Origin of the sequence: Ferrimonas lipolytica (assembly GCF_012295575.1) — a bacterium.
GTDB lineage: Bacteria > Pseudomonadota > Gammaproteobacteria > Enterobacterales > Shewanellaceae > Ferrimonas > Ferrimonas lipolytica.
This window is the reverse complement of the sequence record NZ_CP051180.1, coordinates 2,220,499-2,237,896: the sequence shown is the minus strand read 5'-3', so window position 1 is coordinate 2,237,896 and position 17,398 is coordinate 2,220,499. Positions and strand designations below refer to the sequence as shown.

Sequence of the window (17,398 nt, the reverse complement as noted above, 5' to 3'; positions counted from 1 at the left end):
TCATCAGTCTCTATTACAGCTTAAACAGGGCTGTTGTTATTGGTTGAAAATGTTAAGGCTGAGCTGTCTTGGTACATATCCGACCAGATGATAATTAGAGGTAAACGAGACGTTGGTCAAGCTTTTTCTTTTTGATGTAAGTTATTGGTGTTTAAGGTGTTAATTGCCATTAACAAAATGAAGCGCAATTGCGCCTCATTTGTTAATCGTCCATCTAGAGCTGTTGCTCAAACTGCGCATGTTTTGCTCTAACTGTTTGCTCCGCTGGCTTAATTAGGCTGACAATTATTCCGGCCAGTGATGCAAAGATGAATCCTGGCAACAGCTCGTAAAGATCGAAAACTCCCCCTTCGAGAGGCTTCCAGATCAACACCGTTACAGCACCAACGAGAATCGTCGCAATCGCACCAAAGCGACTGTAAGAGTGCCAGTATAGTGACAACAAGATCACTGGACCGAAGGCCGCGCCAAAACCAGCCCACGCGTAGCTCACTAGAGATAACACACTTGATTCTGGGTTTAGGGCAATGACGGTTGCCAATACCGCAACCCCTAAAACAGTTAAACGGCCGACCATTATGCGTTCACGTTCGGTCGCGCTTGGTTTGATCCATTTGCGGTAGAAGTCTTCCGTAACCACGGAGGAGCAAACTAACAATTGTGAGTCGATGGTGCTCATAATGGCGGAGAGAATTGCCGCAATCAGTACACCGGCAATCCAAGGGTTAAATAGCACCTTAGACAACTCAATAAAGACGGTTTCTTTGTTGGCTAACGGTGCATCGGCGAACATCACCGCGCCGGCTAAGCCTGTAGCTAGCGCACCAATAAGGGAAAGCACCATCCAACTCATCGCGATGCGACGTGATACCGGTAGATCCTTGGTTGAGCCGATGGCCATAAAGCGAGATAAGATGTGGGGTTGGCCAAAGTAGCCTAAACCCCATGCCATCAGCGAGATAATCGTCATGGTGGTGAGGCTCTCTGGCAGGATTTCAAGCATAGCTGGATCGAGTGCATCGATGGCGTTGTTGCCGTCACCAAAGAACACCACAGCTGGCACCATTAGCAAGGCGATTAACATTAGGATCCCTTGGAAGAAGTCAGTCCAACTTACCGCAAAGAAACCACCCACAAAGGTGTACGAAACAATAATTGCTGAGCCCACTAATAGTGCGGTTTGGTAATCTAGCGAGAACACTTGCTCAAACAAAATGGCGCCCCCGACCATGCCCGATGACGTATAGAAGGTGAAGAACAGTAAGGTAGTGCTGGCTGCAACCAAGCGTAAAATGCCATTATCGGCAAAACGACGCTCGAGGAAGTCCGGTAAGGTGAGTGAATCATTGGTGAATTCGGTATAGATCCGCAGTCGTTTAGCGACCAAGAACCAATTGAGCCAGGCACCGATAACCAGACCGATACCGATCCACACTTCGCTTAATCCAGATATGTAGATTGCGCCGGGAAGCCCAAGCAGTAGCCAACCAGACATATCTGAGGCACCGACAGACAAAGCGGTAACGGCTGGCCCCATTTTTCGACCACCGAGGATGTAGTCTGAAGAGGTAGTGGTAGCTTTGTATGCCACCGTGCCTATCACCAACAACATGATGAGATAGGCGAAGAAAGTGATGGTAGTAGAAACAGGCATCGTTAGTTCTTCTAGTTAGTAGTGATAAATTTTAGTCGATATTAATCGCTATCCGATCGCCATAACCAATCCATGCGATAGTTGCATGCACTTGGTGGTAAGACCCACGAAAGGAAAAATTGTGACCAGTATACAACAAGATGTGACTTGGACGTGGATGTCGTTCGAACAACTAACCACACAACAGCTATACGCAGTACTGCAACTGCGTGAGCAAGTGTTTCAAATTGAGCAAAACAGCCTGTATGTCGACGTTGATGGCGAAGATCAGCAAGCACTGCATCTGCTGGTTGAACAGCAGGGCCAATTAGTGGGTTATTTGCGTTTGCTACAGCCAGACGAGCAACTGATTAAATTGGGCCGGATCGTACTGGCGCCTGCGGCTCGCGGTGGTTCATTGGGGCGAGCTTTAATTCAAGAGGGGTTGAAGCATGGCCAAAAGCTGAACCCTAGTGCAAAGATTAAGATCTCCGCTCAGGTAGCATTAGAGCAATATTATGGTCAGTTTGGATTTGAGGTAACCTCAACGCCTTACGATGATGGCGGGGTGATGCATCAAGATATGGAGCTCCGCTGCTCATCGGTACAAGTTACGCATCAATGACGTTGCCACAGCAGTAATAAGGGCTGTGTCGTAGTTAGCTGTTGAGGTTTATATCAAGCCTTTGGCTTCACCGATTTCGGTGCTTTTAGGGGGCTATGTCGCGGTGGCGACGGCACATTATTGTATGCATTAGGGGGGGAGCGTCGCCCCCTTATGAATCCCCCTTGCCTTAGGTCGAAGTCCCAAACGCTTTGCTGAACTGCTCCAATGCGGCGGAAGATCAACGGCGGTGTAGGAGAGGAATAAAGTCTCATACTGAGTATTAAAGATTCATACTCAGTCCACTTTGATGCAGCAAGCATCAGGGGGCCGACCGGGACTCACAGGCAGTTGTCGGCCAATATCGGTCACTAATGCCTCGGCCTTAAATATCTGCTATCGCCATAGAGCGGTCATTGGCCATTTCTATTTCTCCGATCCCTTGAAGCCTTGCTGAGCCTTAGAAACCGTTCGCCCTTCAGTAGGTGGCAGGCATCTTGCCGCAGTTGCTGCGGATATAGCAAAACACCGCATCGAAGGTGTCATAGTTGGCGACGCAACGTATCGACTTACCCTCACGGGTTTGAATCACCAAATCGACAGCCACCAAGTTGGATAGATAATTCGACAGGGTCGATCCCTTGATCTCCAGCCGATCCCTCAGCTCACCCACGGTAATGCCTTCCAACCCCACATCCGACAACACCTGAAAAACACGTAATCGCTCAGGGTGACCTAACTCTTTTAATACTTTCGCACTTTGTACCGAATCCACGATTTTGCCTCTGGTTGAAACAAGCAGTTACCGCATTCTAACACAAATCAAGATTTCATGAATTGTTGACATGGCAGTTTCGAGTGAATAGACTTCACCCACCTTTTGATTCAAGGTTTCATGAAATATAGAAGCTTAAACGAATCGTCTTATTTTTACGCATTAAGTGGTAGACCATGAACGCAGAATTTATTGTCATGCTGAAAGACGCAGCCTATATGTCCTTCTATTTGGGCGCACAACTGACCGTCTTATTCTTTCTCTTTAGCTACTTTGTAGGGTTGATCCAGCAGTTCTTACCCCCCGAAAAAGTGAAGAAGTTGATGGGCAACGAACGGGGCTACGTCATTGCCGCCTTACTTGCGGCCATTACCCCATTTTGCTCCGCGAGTACCATCCCGTTTTTAAAAAGCCTGTTCAAATCGCAGGTTCGGTTTGGCAACATCATGACGTTTTTGATCGCCAGTCCGTTGCTAAACCCAGTGGTGTTCGGCCTGCTGACCCTGAACTTTGGCCTCAACACTTCAGTGATGTTCTTCTTGGTTGCGCTAAGTGTTTCCGTCAGCGCAGGCTACCTATTAGAGAAGTTTGGCTTTGCCGATCAGGTCAAAGACGCCGTGTTTGATGGCCGTGAAGAAAGCGTCACTTGCAGCCGAACCTGTGGCAGTGCTGTGACAAAAGAAAACCTGTTCATTCGTGTGGGCAAAAACGCCTTCTATGACTTTAAGAAAGCCTTTCCCTACTTGATGATCGGTGTCGCCGTCGGTGCGTTCGTCTATGGCTTCGTACCAACCGAAGTCATCACCCGCGTCGCCGGTGATCACAACTCGTTCGCCATCCCTGTGGCTGCGTTTATTGGCATTCCGCTCTACTTGACGGTTGAGTCGCTGATCCCACTGAGTTCAGTGCTGATCGCCAAAGGCATGAGCATGGGCGCATTGCTTGCGCTGATCGTCGGCAGTGCCGGTGCCAGTCTGACCGAGGTGATTTTGTTGAAGTCTCTGTTCAAGAATAAGTTGATTGCCGTGTTCCTGCTGGTGGTATTCACCATGGCGATTTCAACCGGACTGTTATACAACTTAGTGGCTTAACGGGTATTGGCGACGGCGTCGCGGACGTTGAGCGTATGTGCTGGCCGCATGTGCGGTGCTAACGCCTGCGGCAATGTGGACTGGTGTGACGATGATAACGCTACCGGTGACGACTCCGACATCAATAAGCCTGACGGCCCTGACGGCCCTGACGGCGGAGGCAAGGACAGCGACAGTGGTTCCCTTAGCTTGTTCGACCTGCTCAGCATGATGACCATTGCTGGTCTGCGCCGTCGTCGCGGCTAAATCTGATGCCTAGTTCCAAAGCCCGCATTACGCGGGCTTTGTTACATCTGCTGAATGACCCCTTTTGGCGCCAAAGCTGTCGTTGCCCCGGACTTGGCGAGTGTCCCCTTTGGGCACGATCCGGTCCTTGGCTAGATAACCATCGAACATGCAGCATCGGGTCGAGTATGCATCTTTATTACTCAATACTGAGGTGCTAATGAGCATGACCGATGGTTGAGTATGATACTTTAATTTTCTACACAGACTTTAGGTAGCGGCTGGATGGGCGTGCAGTCGAGTTCAGTATGAAACTTTATTCGTCCCCTACAGGCGGTAGTGCTTTGCCCTTGTATCAAAACTCGCCTAGCCGGTGCTTTAACAGTATTAGCAACAACAGCACTTAGTTGGCACACAGCAGTAATAAGGCCTCAGTAGAGGCCTTGTGGTGGCTATGTCGCGGTAGCAGCGCCACTGCTTTGTTCCCGAGTTAATGGTTAAATCGCATTCATATTGCGGCTTAACTCATCCAGTACTGGCTTCAGCTCTTGTTGCTTGTTGCCGACCAGCGCGAGGTGAAGATTATGTTTGTCGACACCAACGCCGTTATATTTATCGTTGGTAAACGTGCTCGGCAAATTCATCCCACCCTCTTCCGGGATCATAAACAGAGTCACTCGGCCCTGTGGTGTTTCCATTACAATGTGTAAGCTACGAACCCCTTGGAAGTCGCAGTAGTTGGCATAAACCACATCACCAGGAAGCGCTGCCAGCTGGCCACCTAACGGCTTCATTTTGTAGTTTAGCGAAGCAAGGCTTACGTGTTCATTAAGCTCGGCAACGAAGTCGTTTTCGTGATCAACATGGGCAAAGGCGTGCGCACCGAGGTTGTCAGGGCGTTGGCTTATCAGGGTAAAGGTTATGCCTACCACAAAGGCAACCGATGCGGCGGCTGCTAATTGCCAACGGTGCCGACGTTTGGATTGCTGATGCACAGTCAAATTTTGACGCAGCAGTAAGCGTTCAGCGAGATCCTCTGGCACATCGATTTTCAGCGCATCGACGATCTTGCTATCGAGTTGGCGTACTTCATCGCGCAGCTGACTGCGTTGTTCGGACAGCGAGGTTGCCGCTGTCAGTTGCGGATCTTGGCTATTGGGCTCGGCAAATAGGCGCCGGCGGAATTCTAAATCATCCATTGCGGTGTCCAACATCTAACGGGTCTACTTCGAGCGCTTCTCGCAATTGATTACGAGCTCGAAATAAGCGGGTCATTACGGTGTTACGATTTAACTCTAAGATGGTGGCGATCTCTTCACCACTAAAGCCATACAGAACTTGCAGGATCAACGGTTCACGATAGTCCGGTTGCAACTGTGCCATCTTTTGTTGGAGCAGATGGCTTTCGGTATTTTGGTCCGGCCCAGCGGTGGTGGTATCTGCAAGCTGATGGTCTTCTATATCAGACAAATCGAACTGTTTACGTTCAAAACGGCGCGCGTTCTCACGCCGTAAAATGGTGATAAGCCAAGCTTTGGCAGCCTTTTCGTCCTTGAGTGAATCGAGTGACTTCCACGCCCGTAAGAAGGTTTCTTGAACCAAATCTTCCGCGACCGAGCGGTCGCTGACCAGCCAGTAGGCATAGCGGAATAGATCCGTATGGAGGGCGCGCACTAATGTTTCGTAACGGCGTTGTTTACTTATCATGTCTGAGGAGACCGCCGTTTCCATTTTTTTCTTTCCAAATCCGCCGAACATTTCCTTTATCCGCCTTTATTGTTTGGATGACACCCGCTTAAAGGTCACTGCTGCCTGCACTGCAGGCAGCAGTTGTGGTGCTAGTTGTTGACTATTGTGGATGCAGGGTTAAGCGCTGGCAATGAAGATTGACTATTTGTCGCTTTTTGCTGGTCGCACTGGTTTATTGCGTTCGCGAGTTCGGCACCATTCCATTGCTGTTGCATTGGTGAGAAACGACTTCGCTGCAGTGCATCGATGTGCGGTTCAAGCTGTGGGTAAACCTTGGCAACTTCGGCGAGCGTTAATGGTTGTTGATGGCGTTCACTAGCCCAGCGCGGTAGTAGGTTGATCACTACTGCGGCTTGATTTTTGCGGCAGGCTTGCAGTAAGGCACTGTTGTGATTTGCAGCTAGAGTCGCAGCTTGATTTGGTGTGCTTATTTGTGGCGGAGCAGAGCGACGCCATCCCCATATCAAGGTGAGCAACCACAGCAGCGCGAACAGAGCCGTTAAGCCTTGCCATAGCTGCAGCGCTGCCGATTGTACTGTTGTAGCCGTAACGGGCGTGGCAATCACCGGTGCTGGAGCAGTTGTGGTGCTGCTTGGCACAACGGTAATGGTTTGTGCTGGCGCAACGGCGAACTCTTGCTTGTTGGAACGGGCATTCCACCACGGCACCCGGATCTCTGGAATGGTATAGGTGCCAGGCTGTTGCGGCACCAAGGCAACGGTTTGGCTCATTCGTGCGAGCAGTTTGCCCTGTTGGAAACCGCCTTGACGTTCCGGTTTATCAGGGTAGGAACGTAGGTTATCGATCTCAGGAATGGCGATTTGTGGCAAAGATTCAGCCACGGCGCCCATCGCAGTGAGTCGCAGCGTTAAGGTTACCGGTTGGCCGACCTCGTACTCTGTTTGTTCGAGGGGATCGAGGCGTAGGGTTGCCAAGTCAGCCACTAACCACTGTCCTTGGTAGTGGGCTGGCTGAGCGTTTACTTTTAGGGTTATTGGGGCGCTGCTGGCGGAAAAATTTACCGCACGACCGCGGCTGAACAGATCCGGTCGACCGGTGCTCACCATCAAGTCGCCATTAAAGCTTAAACTGCCTAAGTCGATCTCGCCGCTGCGTTGAGGAATAGCCACGTATTGGCGGGTGATCACTTGGACCCGCACTCCATCGATAATCTCGGTGGTGTTACTGTCTTCACCTTGCTGTTGGATCTGTACGTCTGGGTGGTCTGGTGCTTCGAGATTACCTCGTTGCAGTTCGGCAGCCATGATAAGCCGTGCGGTAATGGCAATTGGTTGCCCTAACCACACCTCAGTGGCGCTTACTGTAGTTTCAATCCGCACCGGTTGATCCGGCGTGTTGGGGATATCCTGCAACGGTATCGCAGTTAAGTTAATTGGGTCGCTATTGATGCCATTAAGCGTCAGTGCCGGAATGGTGATCTTGCCTTCGCGGCGGGCGCGCAGCTCAAGAGTCCATACGGTTTGGCGCTTCATATCGAAGTTGATCACTTCGGTGCGCTGACTAACACGGGAGCGGTAGATAATAAAATCTTGCTCCAACGGCGTTAAATCCAGTTGATCGTTAATGCTGTCGTCGGCGGTGATCTGCATGCCAAATGATTGGCCGACGATCACCGGGTTCTTTTCGATGCTGGCGACAAGCTTGGTGAAACCCCAACTAGGGCTAATCAAAAATAGAAGGAGAAATGGCAGCAAGCGCCGCCCGATGTTACCGATTACCACTGGGTTTGCTCCCGTTGAACATTGCCTTGTTGACGACGGCGTTGGTATTCCAATTGCATTTTATTGCGCAGCAGAAGGGTCGGATCGTCTTCCACTTGGTTGAGGATCTGTTGTAACTGCTGTTGCTGTTCTTCTGTTCGTTGGCTGGGCTGTCCCAGCGCAGTGGCGGCGTTTTGTTGCTCGCCATCTTGCTCCGATTGCTCTGGTTGTTCATCTGTCGTAGCGGCTTCCATTTGCTCAGCTTGTTGTGCTTGCTCTTGCTCTTCAGGACTTTGCTGGCCGGTTGCAGGGTTCGACTTGGGCTCGGATTCAGGCGGTTGTTGTGGTTCATCTAGCGATTGATCCGTCTGCTGTGAGTTGGCGTTGCTGCTGTTCTGGTTTTGATCTTGCTGCTGTTCAGAGCTTTGCTCAGATTGATCTTGTTGCTGCGAGTTTTGCTGTGATTGCTGCTGATCCTGTTGCTGGCCGTCCTGCTGCTGAGCATCCTCGCTTTGGCTATCTTGCTGCTGTGAATCGTCTTGTTGACTCTGTTCTGATTCACCGTCACCAGATTGTTGCTGTTGTTGCTGTTGTTGCTGTTGTTGCTGTAACTGCTCCAACAATGCTTTGTTGGCTAGGGCGCCGGGGTGTTCTGGTTGCTGCTGCAACGCTTGTTGATAGCGTTGCAACGCTTGTTCAGTATCACCAAGCTGGGCTAAGGCATTACCTTGGTTGAATAGCGCGTCTGCCCCTTCCGCTTGATTAAAGGCGTCTAATGCTCCTTGATAGTCGCCAGCGCGATAGTAAGCACTGCCGCGCCAAGAGGGATCGGTAAAGGTTTCGGCTGCTTGCTGATACTGCTGCTGCTCGAATAGCTGCTGCCCCCGTTGATCATCGGTTTGCCATGGGCTGGCTTCTGCGCTTGGCGTGCCCAACAGCAACAATGGTGCGAGGGCTAGCAGGCCGTGGCGGCGCAATGCCAATGCTAATAATGGCAACAGTAACGGAATAAGATAACCGCCACGGTCGAGCCATTGTTGCATGCTCTGTTGTTGGCTGGTTTCATCAACGGGCTGATTGGGGTCTAGCTGTGGCAGCAGTGCCAGCAGATCGTTATCGCTTGGGTGATAGGGCACCATTTTGCCGCCACTCCGTTGAGCCAGTTTAGTCAGTGCGTCGTAGTTGGTTTTAGCAAAGGCGACACTGCCGTCGAGATCCCGCAGTAAAATGCCTTCAGTGTTCTTCATCGGCGCACCGGTGCTGCTGCCAAAGGCGAGGATCTGCAGTTTCCACGGCATCTTATCGATAAGGGCGAAGGCCTCATCCATATACTCCGGTAACACATCGTCAGCCAATAGGATGATTTCACCGCTTTGATGGCCAGCATCGCGTAGCAGTTGGTCCGCTTGGGTTAGGGCTGCAGGCAGATTGGAGCCAAGTGCTGGCATCATTTCTGGGCCTAGTGCTGGCAAGATATTGGCAATGGTGCTGCGATCGCTGGTTAACGGCGCTAAAGCAAACGCATCACCGGCGTAGGCGACTAACCCCATCTCTCCCTCATCTAGCAGTTTAAGCAGATCTTGAGCTTTATAGCGGGCCTGAGTTAGGCGGTTAGGCTTGAGATCCGTGGCCCACATCGAGGCGGATAGATCCATCACTAATACCCGACCTTGCTGTAGCTGAAATAGAGGCACCGGCTGTTTTTCCCAAGTGGGCCCAGACAATGCCAATATCATTAAGAGTAAGGTGGACAGCGGCCACATCAAAGCCGCTGGCTTAGTGTTGTTGTCGTGCCCAGCGAGCATCGCTTGACGCAAATGCGCTGGGATCACATTTGACCAATATTGGCCCTGTTTACGCTGTTTTTTAAGCAGCAAATAGATTGGTGGCAGTAGCAAAAGCAACGCCAGCGCCCACGGGCGCAAAAGATGAAATTCAGCCAAAACGCCGTCCTAATGCAGTAACGAATAACAGCAGTAATGCAGGGCAAAGCAACCACGGATAAAGTTCGGTTTGCGGCCGCCATTTGGTTTGTTCGCGCTCGATTGGTTGCAGCTGATCGATGGCCTGATAGATCTGTTCCAGTTCATCGGTGCTGCGGGCGCGGAAGTATTGACCACCGGTTGATTCACTCAGTTTGATAAAACTGGCTTCGGCTTTATCTAACTCTTTCGACGGGTTTTGAGTACGGCTACCAAACAGGCGCCGCTCACGGATCTCGCTGGCGCCAACACCAATGGTGTAGAGGGTAACGTTGGCTTGCTTAGCGAACTGCACCGCTTGCTCGGGGGTAAACTTACCGGCAGTGTTTTCACCGTCAGTCAGCAGCACTAACACGCGGTTACTTTGCTCCAATTGTTCAAACCGTTTCGTCGCTAAGGCGATGGCACTGCCAATTGCAGTTTGGGTGCCAACTAAGCCAAGTTCAGCTTCTTGCAAAAAGCGTTTAACGGTTTTGCGATCAAAGGTCAGCGGGGCTTGCAGGTAAGCGTCATTGGCAAACAGGATTAGTCCCAAACGATCACCATCTCGACGCTCGATGAAATCCCCCAAAACCTGACGAATCATGGTAAATCGGTCGACTAACTGGCCATTGAGCTGCATATCTTCGACTCGCATTGAACCAGATAGATCAACCGCCACCATCAGATCGCGACCTTCCCGCTTAAGTGCTACCGGCTCGCCAAGCCATAACGGTCGGGTTGCGGCACCGACGGCCAAGAGCCAGATAAGCACAGCGATGACTTGCCAAGCGCGATTTGGGGTTGGATCGCTCCCAAGCGGCAGAGAATGACTTAAGCCCATTGGCAAACGTAGAGCGGCGGCGGTGGTTTTTGCCTTGCGCGGCAGTAACCACGGTAATGGTAAGAGCAACAGGAGCCATGGCCATTGCAAACTAAGCATCGGGGACTCCTTTGGGGATCTGTTTTAGCACTTGTTGGGCAGCTTGACGCAACGACTCGCCGCCGTGAGTTGCTTGCGGTTGATAAGGGTTACCCAGCAGCGCTAACCAATCGGCGCTGTGATACTCATTAAGGAACTGATGCCACTGTTCACCGGCCAAGGCGGCGCATTGTTGACGCTGACCGTAGGCGGCAAAGGTTTGCTTCAGTAGTTCACTTACTTGCTGTGAAAACTGCGGCGCGGTGCTGCTCAACTGAGTCAGTTGTGTGCTCGCTAAAGTGGCAAAGTGGCGCTGTTGTCGCCGCTGTTTGAGCCAATAAATAGCGGCACCAATAGCGACCAGTGTAACGGCCAACAACAGCCACCAGCCCCATGCCCACGGAAATGTGCCTACCTGAGCGGGTAGGGCAATATCTTGTAGTTGATCTAGCGGATTCATAACCAGAGTTTCTGCCACTGTTGTTCTAGTGGTATGGCGGCACTGATCTCGGTGATCGGCAATTGATGTTGACGACCAAATCGTTCGGCATTCTGCTGTGCTTGGTGCCAGCGGTTGGCCAACTGAGTACTACCGGCGTTATCCAGCCAGCTATTGCTGTCGTGGTTTGGCAGTCGCACCGGCAAGCTATGGCGTTGTTGCGCCAGCTGTTCGAACAGAGGATCAGTGATACAAAATAAGCGCACCTGAGCGTGCTGACGTAGGCGGCGGATTTGCTGCATCGAGGCCTCATCAAAACCTAACGGGTTGGTGATGATCACAACTTGGCTGCCTGCCCGCGCTAAGCGGTGCAACCGCTCTAGCGCTTGTTGCCAGTAGTCATTGTTGTGCTCCGTGGTTGGTTGGAGCTCAACCATGCTTTCTAACAGCGGTAACAGGCCACCACGGCGAGCTCGCGGCTTGAGTTCACTGTGGTCGGTTTCGTTGACAATAATACCGCCTAGGCGGTCGCCTTGATTACTGACATGCCAACCGATGGTTGCGGCTAAGTGAGCCGCTTGCACAGCCTGCAGTACCAGCTTCGAGCCCAGTTGCATGCGGCTGCCTAAATCAACACACAGCAACACCGGTTGTTCACGCTCGTCGCGAAACAACTTGGTGTGGGCCTTACCGGTGCGTGCGGTGACGCGCCAATCGATACTGCGTACGTCGTCGCCATACTGGTAGGCACGTACTTCGGCAAACTCCATTCCACGGCCTTTAAGCCGCGACAGACGCTCACCGGCTTGCAACGCTTTGGCATTATTGGTGTGGTGGCTACGGATCAAGCCTTGGTGTTCAGCCCGAGCAATCAGCTCGGGCAGGGTCACCTGCACACCATCACTGTGGCGGGGTAACGCTAGCATTTACGGCACCGCAACCAATTTAAGTAGACGCTGGATCACCTGATCCTTGCTGATCCCTTCCGCTTCCGCTTGGTAGCTCAACAGAATTCGGTGACGCAGTACGTTTGGTGCTACCGCTTGAATATCTTCTGGCGCAACATAGTCGCGACCATTGATCCAAGCGCGAGCCCGGGCACAACGCTCAAGGGCGATGCTGGCACGAGGGCTAACGCCCCACTGGAGCCATTGGCCCAGTTGTTCATCGAGGCTAGCCGGACGACGAGTTGCCATCGTTAAGGCAACGATGTAGCTCTCTAGCTGCGGCGCTAGGTAGAGCTTTAAGGCTTCGTCACGAGCAGCGAACAGCTCCGACTCAGTTAGCGGTTGTGGCTTTTGCAACTCGCTGTGTTGTGCTTCATTGCGGGACAGCGTCAAGATCTCTAACTCGGTTTCCGCATCTGGGTAATCCAATGACAGGTGCAGTAAAAAGCGGTCTAACTGAGCCTCTGGTAGCGGATAGGTGCCTTCGTTCTCAATTGGGTTTTGCGTCGCCATTACTAAGAACAGCTTTGGTAAGCGGTAGCTGTTTTTGCCAACGGTGATCTGACCTTCTGCCATCGCTTCCAATAGCGCTGACTGCACCTTCGCGGGAGCACGGTTGATCTCATCTGCCAAGATCAAGTTATGGAATAGCGGCCCGGTTTGAAACTCAAATTGACCGGTCTCTTGGCGAAATATATCGGTACCAGTGAGATCGGCTGGCAGAAGATCTGGGGTAAATTGAATTCGTTGAAAATCCCCCTCGACGCAATCAGCCAAGGCTTTAACCGCTCGGGTTTTGGCTAACCCAGGAGGCCCCTCTACCAGTAAGTGACCGTCGGCAAATAGGGCGATAAGCAGCCCTTCGACCAAGTTTGGCTGACCCAGTACCATTTTGGACAGGTACTGCTGAATTTGAATGAGGCGTTGCGGTTGCATCGAAACTCTCTTACTAAGTTAACTGTCAGTGCGTAAGGCACTTATTTTAAAACAAAAGTTATTGGAAATACTGCCAAATTCTTTCACCAATGAGATATGGACCAGCACTGGCGAACGGCAATAGCGACGATAACAAAACCTTGCTCGCTTTTGCGCCAATTCGGTTTAAATGCAAGCTATGGAACAGGCCATAGGCATAAATCAATGGATGCAGTAGCAGGGTTAGACTGGCGTAGTAGCGAATTAGTGCCATTGGTAACTCAACAAATTGTTTTGGCAGGCTAAAATCTACGTAATGAAAGCCCATCATCCAAAATAACAGCTGCAGCCCTAAGGGTACATATAACAGCAAAATCCATATCGAAAGCGGCCTGCGTCCCTTGTCTACCATCTCTTTCATCGGTCTTTTAAGTCCTTCAAATTAGTCGTGAACCCCAGATTAGAGCTACAAATTTACACAACTGTTTTAAACCGACGCAACAATAGTTAGTATTAGGTCACAAAAGACTGGTCAGACCTCGACTTGGTCACACTGCTATTGTTGAATTAAGAGGGAACATAATGAGGCAACAATTGAAAACTGCGGCGGGAGATCGAATAGCCATTGTTTCTGGACTCCGTACTCCGTTTGCGCGTCAAGCAACCGCCTTTCACGGGATCTCGGCGTTGGATATGGGCAAGATGGTGGTATCAGAGTTACTCGCTCGTACCGAAATCGATCCGGCAATTATCGATCAAGTGGTGTATGGCCAAGTTGTACAGATGCCAAAGGCACCGAACATTGCCCGTGAAATTGTATTAGGCACGGGCATGAATGTTGGTACCGATGCCTATTCCGTTAGCCGCGCCTGTGCGACCTCATTCCAATCAACCGTTAATGTGGCTGAGTCTATTATGGCTGGCTCGGTTGAAGTCGGTATTGCTGGTGGTGCGGATTCCAGCTCGGTACTGCCTATCGGTGTGAGCAAGCGTCTGGCGCATGCGTTGGTTGATTTAACTAAGGCTCGCAGCCTTAGTGACCGTTTATCGATTATTTCTAAGCTCCGTCCCCGAGATTTGGCGCCGGAGCCACCGGCAGTTGCTGAGTTTTCTACCGGCCTGTCGATGGGACAAACCGCAGAGCAGATGGCCAAAAGCCATGGTATTACCCGTCAGGCTCAGGATGAGCTGACCGTTCGTTCGCACCAGTTAGCTTATAAAACGTGGGAATCTGGTGTACTGGCTAACGAAGTGATGACCTGTCATGTACCGCCATACAAACAATTTATTGAGCGCGATAACAACGTTCGTGAATCGATTCAGTTGGAAAAGCTGGCTAAGTTAAAGCCGGTGTTTGATCGTAAGCACGGTACTGTATCGGCGGCTAACTCAACCCCACTGACTGACGGTGCTTCAGCCTTGCTGATGATGTCTGAAAGCCGAGCCAAGGCAATGGGTTATGATCCTATCGGCTACATCCGTAGTTATGCATTCAGTGCTATTGATGTGTGGGAAGACTTGTTGATGGGACCTTCTTACGCGACGCCAATGGCGCTAGAGCGTGCGGGTATGAAGCTGGCGGATCTTGATCTTATCGAGATGCACGAAGCCTTTGCTGCACAAGCATTGGCCAACATGAAGATGTTCGGCAGTAAGAAGTTTGCTCAAGAGAAGCTCGGTCGCAGCGAGATCATCGGCGATATCGATATGGACAAGTTTAACGTTACCGGTGGTTCACTGGCTTATGGTCATCCATTTGCAGCTACTGGCGCCCGCTTAATCACCCAATTGTGTAATGAGTTGAAACGCCGTGGTGGCGGTACTGGCCTAACGACTGCTTGTGCCGCAGGTGGTCTCGGTGCAGCGATGATCGTGGAGGTAGAATAACAATGACTGACAAGACCTTTAGCTGGCATAAAGACGAAGATGGCATTGCCATTATCACCATGGATGTGCCCGGCGAAACCATGAATACTCTGCGCGATAGCTTCAACGATGAAGTGGTCGACATTCTTGCTGAAATCAAAGCCGACAGCAGCCTTAAAGGAGCGGTGTTGGCTTCAGGTAAGCCTGATTCCTTTATTGCTGGTGCAGATATCACCATGCTGGCGGCCTGTAAAACCGCGCAAGACGCAGAGAATATCTCCCGCTCTGGTCACAAAGTATTGGCCATGTTTGAAGAGCTTAGCATCCCGGTAGTTGCAGCCATTCATGGCCCATGTCTGGGTGGCGGTCTTGAGGTGGCGCTTGCCTGTGATTACCGCATCGGTTCCGACGCGCCGAGTACCATTGTTGGTTTACCTGAGTCGCAACTGGGGCTGCTGCCAGGTGGCGGCGGTACTCAACGATTACCGCAAATTGTCGGTGTTGCCAAAGGTTTAGAATTGATGCTTGCTGGCAAGCAGCTACGTGCAAAACAGGCGACTAAGTTAGGGATCTTAGATGAGTCCGTACCGAATTCTGTGTTGGTTCAGGTTGCTAAAAAATGGGCGTTGAAAGGCAAGCGCGGCACTATTGAACCCAAGTTGAGCGGTATCAACAAGGCGCTGGAAGCGACGCCGATTGGTCGCAATGTCATTTACGATCAAGCAGCTAAGCAAGCCTATAAGAAAACTCAGGGTAATTACCCTGCGGTAGAGAAGATCATTGACGTGGTTAAGACCGGTCGTGAGCAGGGCATGGATAAAGGCTTAGTTGCTGAGGCAAAGGCCTTTGGTGAGCTGGTTTCATCCCCAGAGTCGGCGGCATTGCGCTCAATTTTCTTTGCAACCACAGCGATGAAGAAAGAGACCGGCGCTGGTGATGTACAGCCACGTAAAGTTAATAAAGCGATGGTGCTTGGCGGTGGATTGATGGGGGGTGGTATCGCCTCGGTATCGGCGCTGAAAGCTAAGGTACCCACTCGCATTAAGGATATTGCCGAGCAAGGCTTACAAAATGCGTTGGCGTACACCTATAAGCAGGTTGATCAGCGGGTTAAGCGTAAACAAATCTCTGCATCGCAACGTGATAAACAGATGAGTCTGCTGTCGACCACTACGACTTATAGTGGTGTTAAAGATGTTGATATCGTTATCGAAGCTGTATTTGAAGATTTAAACCTTAAGCATCAGATGGTGAAAGACGTTGAAGCAAACTGCAACGACAACACCATCTTTGCCTCTAACACCTCGTCATTGCCAATCGGACAGATTGCCGAAGCGGCACAGCGTCCAGAAAACGTGGTTGGTTTGCACTATTTCTCTCCGGTAGAAAAGATGCCACTGGTGGAGATCATCGCTCACGAAAAGACCTCAGCCGAAACCATTGCCACCACGGTTAAGTTGGCTAAGCGTCAGGGCAAGACGCCGATCGTGGTACAAGACGGTGCTGGTTTTTACGTTAACCGTATCTTAGCGTTGTATATGAACGAAGCAGCTAACTTAATATTGGATGGCGAGCCGATTGAGCAACTGGATAAAGCCATCGTTAAGTTTGGTTTCCCAGTAGGGCCGGTAACCTTACTGGACGAAGTAGGCATCGATGTTGGTGCTAAGATTGCTCCAATTTTGACCAAAGAGCTGGGCGATCGCTTTGCCGCACCGGTAGCCTTTGACAAGTTGCTAGCGGACGACCGTAAGGGTAAGAAGAACGGTCGAGGTTTCTATCAGTTTGATAGTAAGAAGAAGGGGGCTAAACCGGTTGATGAGTCGGTTTACCAAGTATTGGGCGTTACTCCAGCAGGTAAGTTGTCGCAAGACGAGTTGGCTGAGCGTTGTACCGTGCAGATGCTTAACGAAGCAGTGCGTTGTTTGGAAGAGGGCATTATCGCCTCAGCGCGTGACGGCGATATCGGTGCCATCTTTGGCATTGGTTTCCCACCATTCTTAGGTGGCCCCTTCCGTTATATCGACACCCTTGGCGCCAAGGTATTGGTTGAGAAGTTGAACAAATACCAAGGCCAGTTTGGAGACCGTTTTGCGCCAGCCGCCAAGTTGGTTGAGATGGCTGAGAGTGGTGCCCGTTTCCACACAGACTAGCTACTCTGCGTGGAAACGCTTTAATTAGGCGGTGCAGCAACTAAGTGTTGTTCTTTCTAATACAGTTAAAGCACCGGCTAGGCGAGTTTTGATACAAGGGGAAAGCACTACTGCCGTTGCTCTTTTGCCGCAGCCCAGCGAAGCGTTTTGGGCTGCGACCTAAGGCAAGGGGGACTCTAAAGGGGGGCGAAGCTCCCCCCTAATGCATACAAGAATGTGCTGTCGCCACCGCGACATAACCCGTTAAGAGTACTGCAATCGGTAGAGCCGAAGGCTTGATATAAACCTCAACCACTTCACTGTGTACAGCTTTTAATTACTATCCGCTGCAATAACAGATCCGAGCCTCACTAGGGGTTCGGATTCTTTATGGTTATCTTGATGGTGGCAATAACGA

At 51.0% G+C, this 17,398-nt stretch carries 16 protein-coding genes; 5 read left to right on the top strand and 11 right to left on the bottom strand.

Features of this window, described 5'->3' with window-relative positions; translation table 11 throughout:
* Positions 1-214 precede the first annotated feature (214 nt).
* Positions 215-1,654 (bottom strand): sodium/proline symporter PutP, encoded by a 1,440-nt coding sequence (putP, locus tag HER31_RS10305; RefSeq protein WP_168660497.1) that lies wholly within the window; start codon positions 1,652-1,654, stop codon positions 215-217.
* 121 nt (positions 1,655-1,775) lie between these two features.
* Between putP and HER31_RS10300 the strand changes: the two genes are divergently transcribed.
* Complete coding sequence (locus HER31_RS10300; protein ID WP_168660496.1) at positions 1,776-2,258, top strand: GNAT family N-acetyltransferase; 483 nt, start codon at positions 1,776-1,778, stop codon at positions 2,256-2,258.
* A 457-nt stretch (positions 2,259-2,715) separates the two neighbouring features.
* On the opposite strand, the gene HER31_RS10295 is transcribed toward HER31_RS10300, so the two are convergent.
* Positions 2,716-3,012 (bottom strand): ArsR/SmtB family transcription factor, encoded by a 297-nt coding sequence (locus HER31_RS10295; protein WP_168660495.1) that lies wholly within the window; start codon positions 3,010-3,012, stop codon positions 2,716-2,718.
* 176 nt (positions 3,013-3,188) lie between these two features.
* On the opposite strand from HER31_RS10295, the gene HER31_RS10290 reads away from it, so the two are divergent.
* Entirely contained in the window at positions 3,189-4,103 is a 915-nt protein-coding gene (locus HER31_RS10290; protein ID WP_202983548.1) for a permease, read from the top strand.
* 27 nt (positions 4,104-4,130) lie between these two features.
* Positions 4,131-4,349, top strand: coding sequence for a hypothetical protein (locus HER31_RS10285; protein WP_168660494.1), 219 nt, complete (start codon positions 4,131-4,133; stop codon positions 4,347-4,349).
* A gap of 476 nt (positions 4,350-4,825) precedes the next feature.
* Here the strand turns inward: HER31_RS10285 and HER31_RS10280 are convergent, their stop codons facing one another.
* The 9 genes from HER31_RS10280 to HER31_RS10240 all read right to left on the bottom strand — a co-directional run bounded on the left by HER31_RS10280 (position 4,826) and on the right by HER31_RS10240 (position 13,403).
* A complete protein-coding gene (locus tag HER31_RS10280; RefSeq protein ID WP_168660493.1) occupies positions 4,826-5,527 on the bottom strand; it encodes a DUF3379 family protein in 702 nt (233 codons plus the stop codon).
* Positions 5,520-6,086 carry a sigma-70 family RNA polymerase sigma factor gene (locus HER31_RS10275; RefSeq protein ID WP_168660492.1) on the bottom strand — a complete coding sequence of 189 codons (567 nt, stop codon included), beginning with the start codon at positions 6,084-6,086 and terminating at the stop codon, positions 5,520-5,522. The genes HER31_RS10280 and HER31_RS10275 overlap by 8 nt, the downstream gene beginning before the upstream one ends.
* Before the next feature lie 80 nt (positions 6,087-6,166).
* Positions 6,167-7,819, bottom strand: a complete 1,653-nt coding sequence (locus HER31_RS10270) for a BatD family protein (RefSeq protein WP_168660491.1) — start codon at positions 7,817-7,819, stop codon at positions 6,167-6,169.
* Positions 7,813-9,741: a vWA domain-containing protein gene (locus HER31_RS10265; protein ID WP_168660490.1), complete on the bottom strand. Its 1,929-nt coding sequence runs from the start codon at positions 9,739-9,741 to the stop codon at positions 7,813-7,815. Before HER31_RS10265 ends, HER31_RS10270 begins: the two co-directional genes overlap by 7 nt.
* Positions 9,734-10,702: a vWA domain-containing protein gene (locus HER31_RS10260; RefSeq protein WP_168660489.1), complete on the bottom strand. Its 969-nt coding sequence runs from the start codon at positions 10,700-10,702 to the stop codon at positions 9,734-9,736. The genes HER31_RS10265 and HER31_RS10260 overlap by 8 nt, the downstream gene beginning before the upstream one ends.
* Positions 10,695-11,141, bottom strand: coding sequence for a DUF4381 domain-containing protein (locus tag HER31_RS10255; RefSeq protein ID WP_168660488.1), 447 nt, complete (start codon positions 11,139-11,141; stop codon positions 10,695-10,697). The genes HER31_RS10260 and HER31_RS10255 overlap by 8 nt, the downstream gene beginning before the upstream one ends.
* The gene (locus HER31_RS10250; RefSeq protein WP_168660487.1) at positions 11,138-12,046 is read right to left on the bottom strand and encodes a DUF58 domain-containing protein; all 909 of its coding nucleotides are present in this window, start codon (positions 12,044-12,046) and stop codon (positions 11,138-11,140) included. The genes HER31_RS10255 and HER31_RS10250 overlap by 4 nt, the downstream gene beginning before the upstream one ends.
* Complete coding sequence (locus HER31_RS10245) at positions 12,047-13,003, bottom strand: AAA family ATPase (protein WP_168660486.1); 957 nt, start codon at positions 13,001-13,003, stop codon at positions 12,047-12,049.
* Positions 13,004-13,061: 58 nt separating this feature from the next.
* Positions 13,062-13,403, bottom strand: coding sequence for a hypothetical protein (locus HER31_RS10240; RefSeq protein ID WP_168660485.1), 342 nt, complete (start codon positions 13,401-13,403; stop codon positions 13,062-13,064).
* A gap of 161 nt (positions 13,404-13,564) precedes the next feature.
* On the opposite strand from HER31_RS10240, the gene fadI reads away from it, so the two are divergent.
* Both fadI and fadJ read left to right on the top strand, forming a co-directional pair.
* Complete coding sequence (gene fadI, locus HER31_RS10235) at positions 13,565-14,869, top strand: acetyl-CoA C-acyltransferase FadI (RefSeq protein WP_168660484.1); 1,305 nt, start codon at positions 13,565-13,567, stop codon at positions 14,867-14,869.
* A gap of 2 nt (positions 14,870-14,871) precedes the next feature.
* Complete coding sequence (gene fadJ / locus HER31_RS10230) at positions 14,872-17,001, top strand: fatty acid oxidation complex subunit alpha FadJ (RefSeq protein WP_168660483.1); 2,130 nt, start codon at positions 14,872-14,874, stop codon at positions 16,999-17,001.
* Positions 17,002-17,398 lie beyond the last annotated feature (397 nt).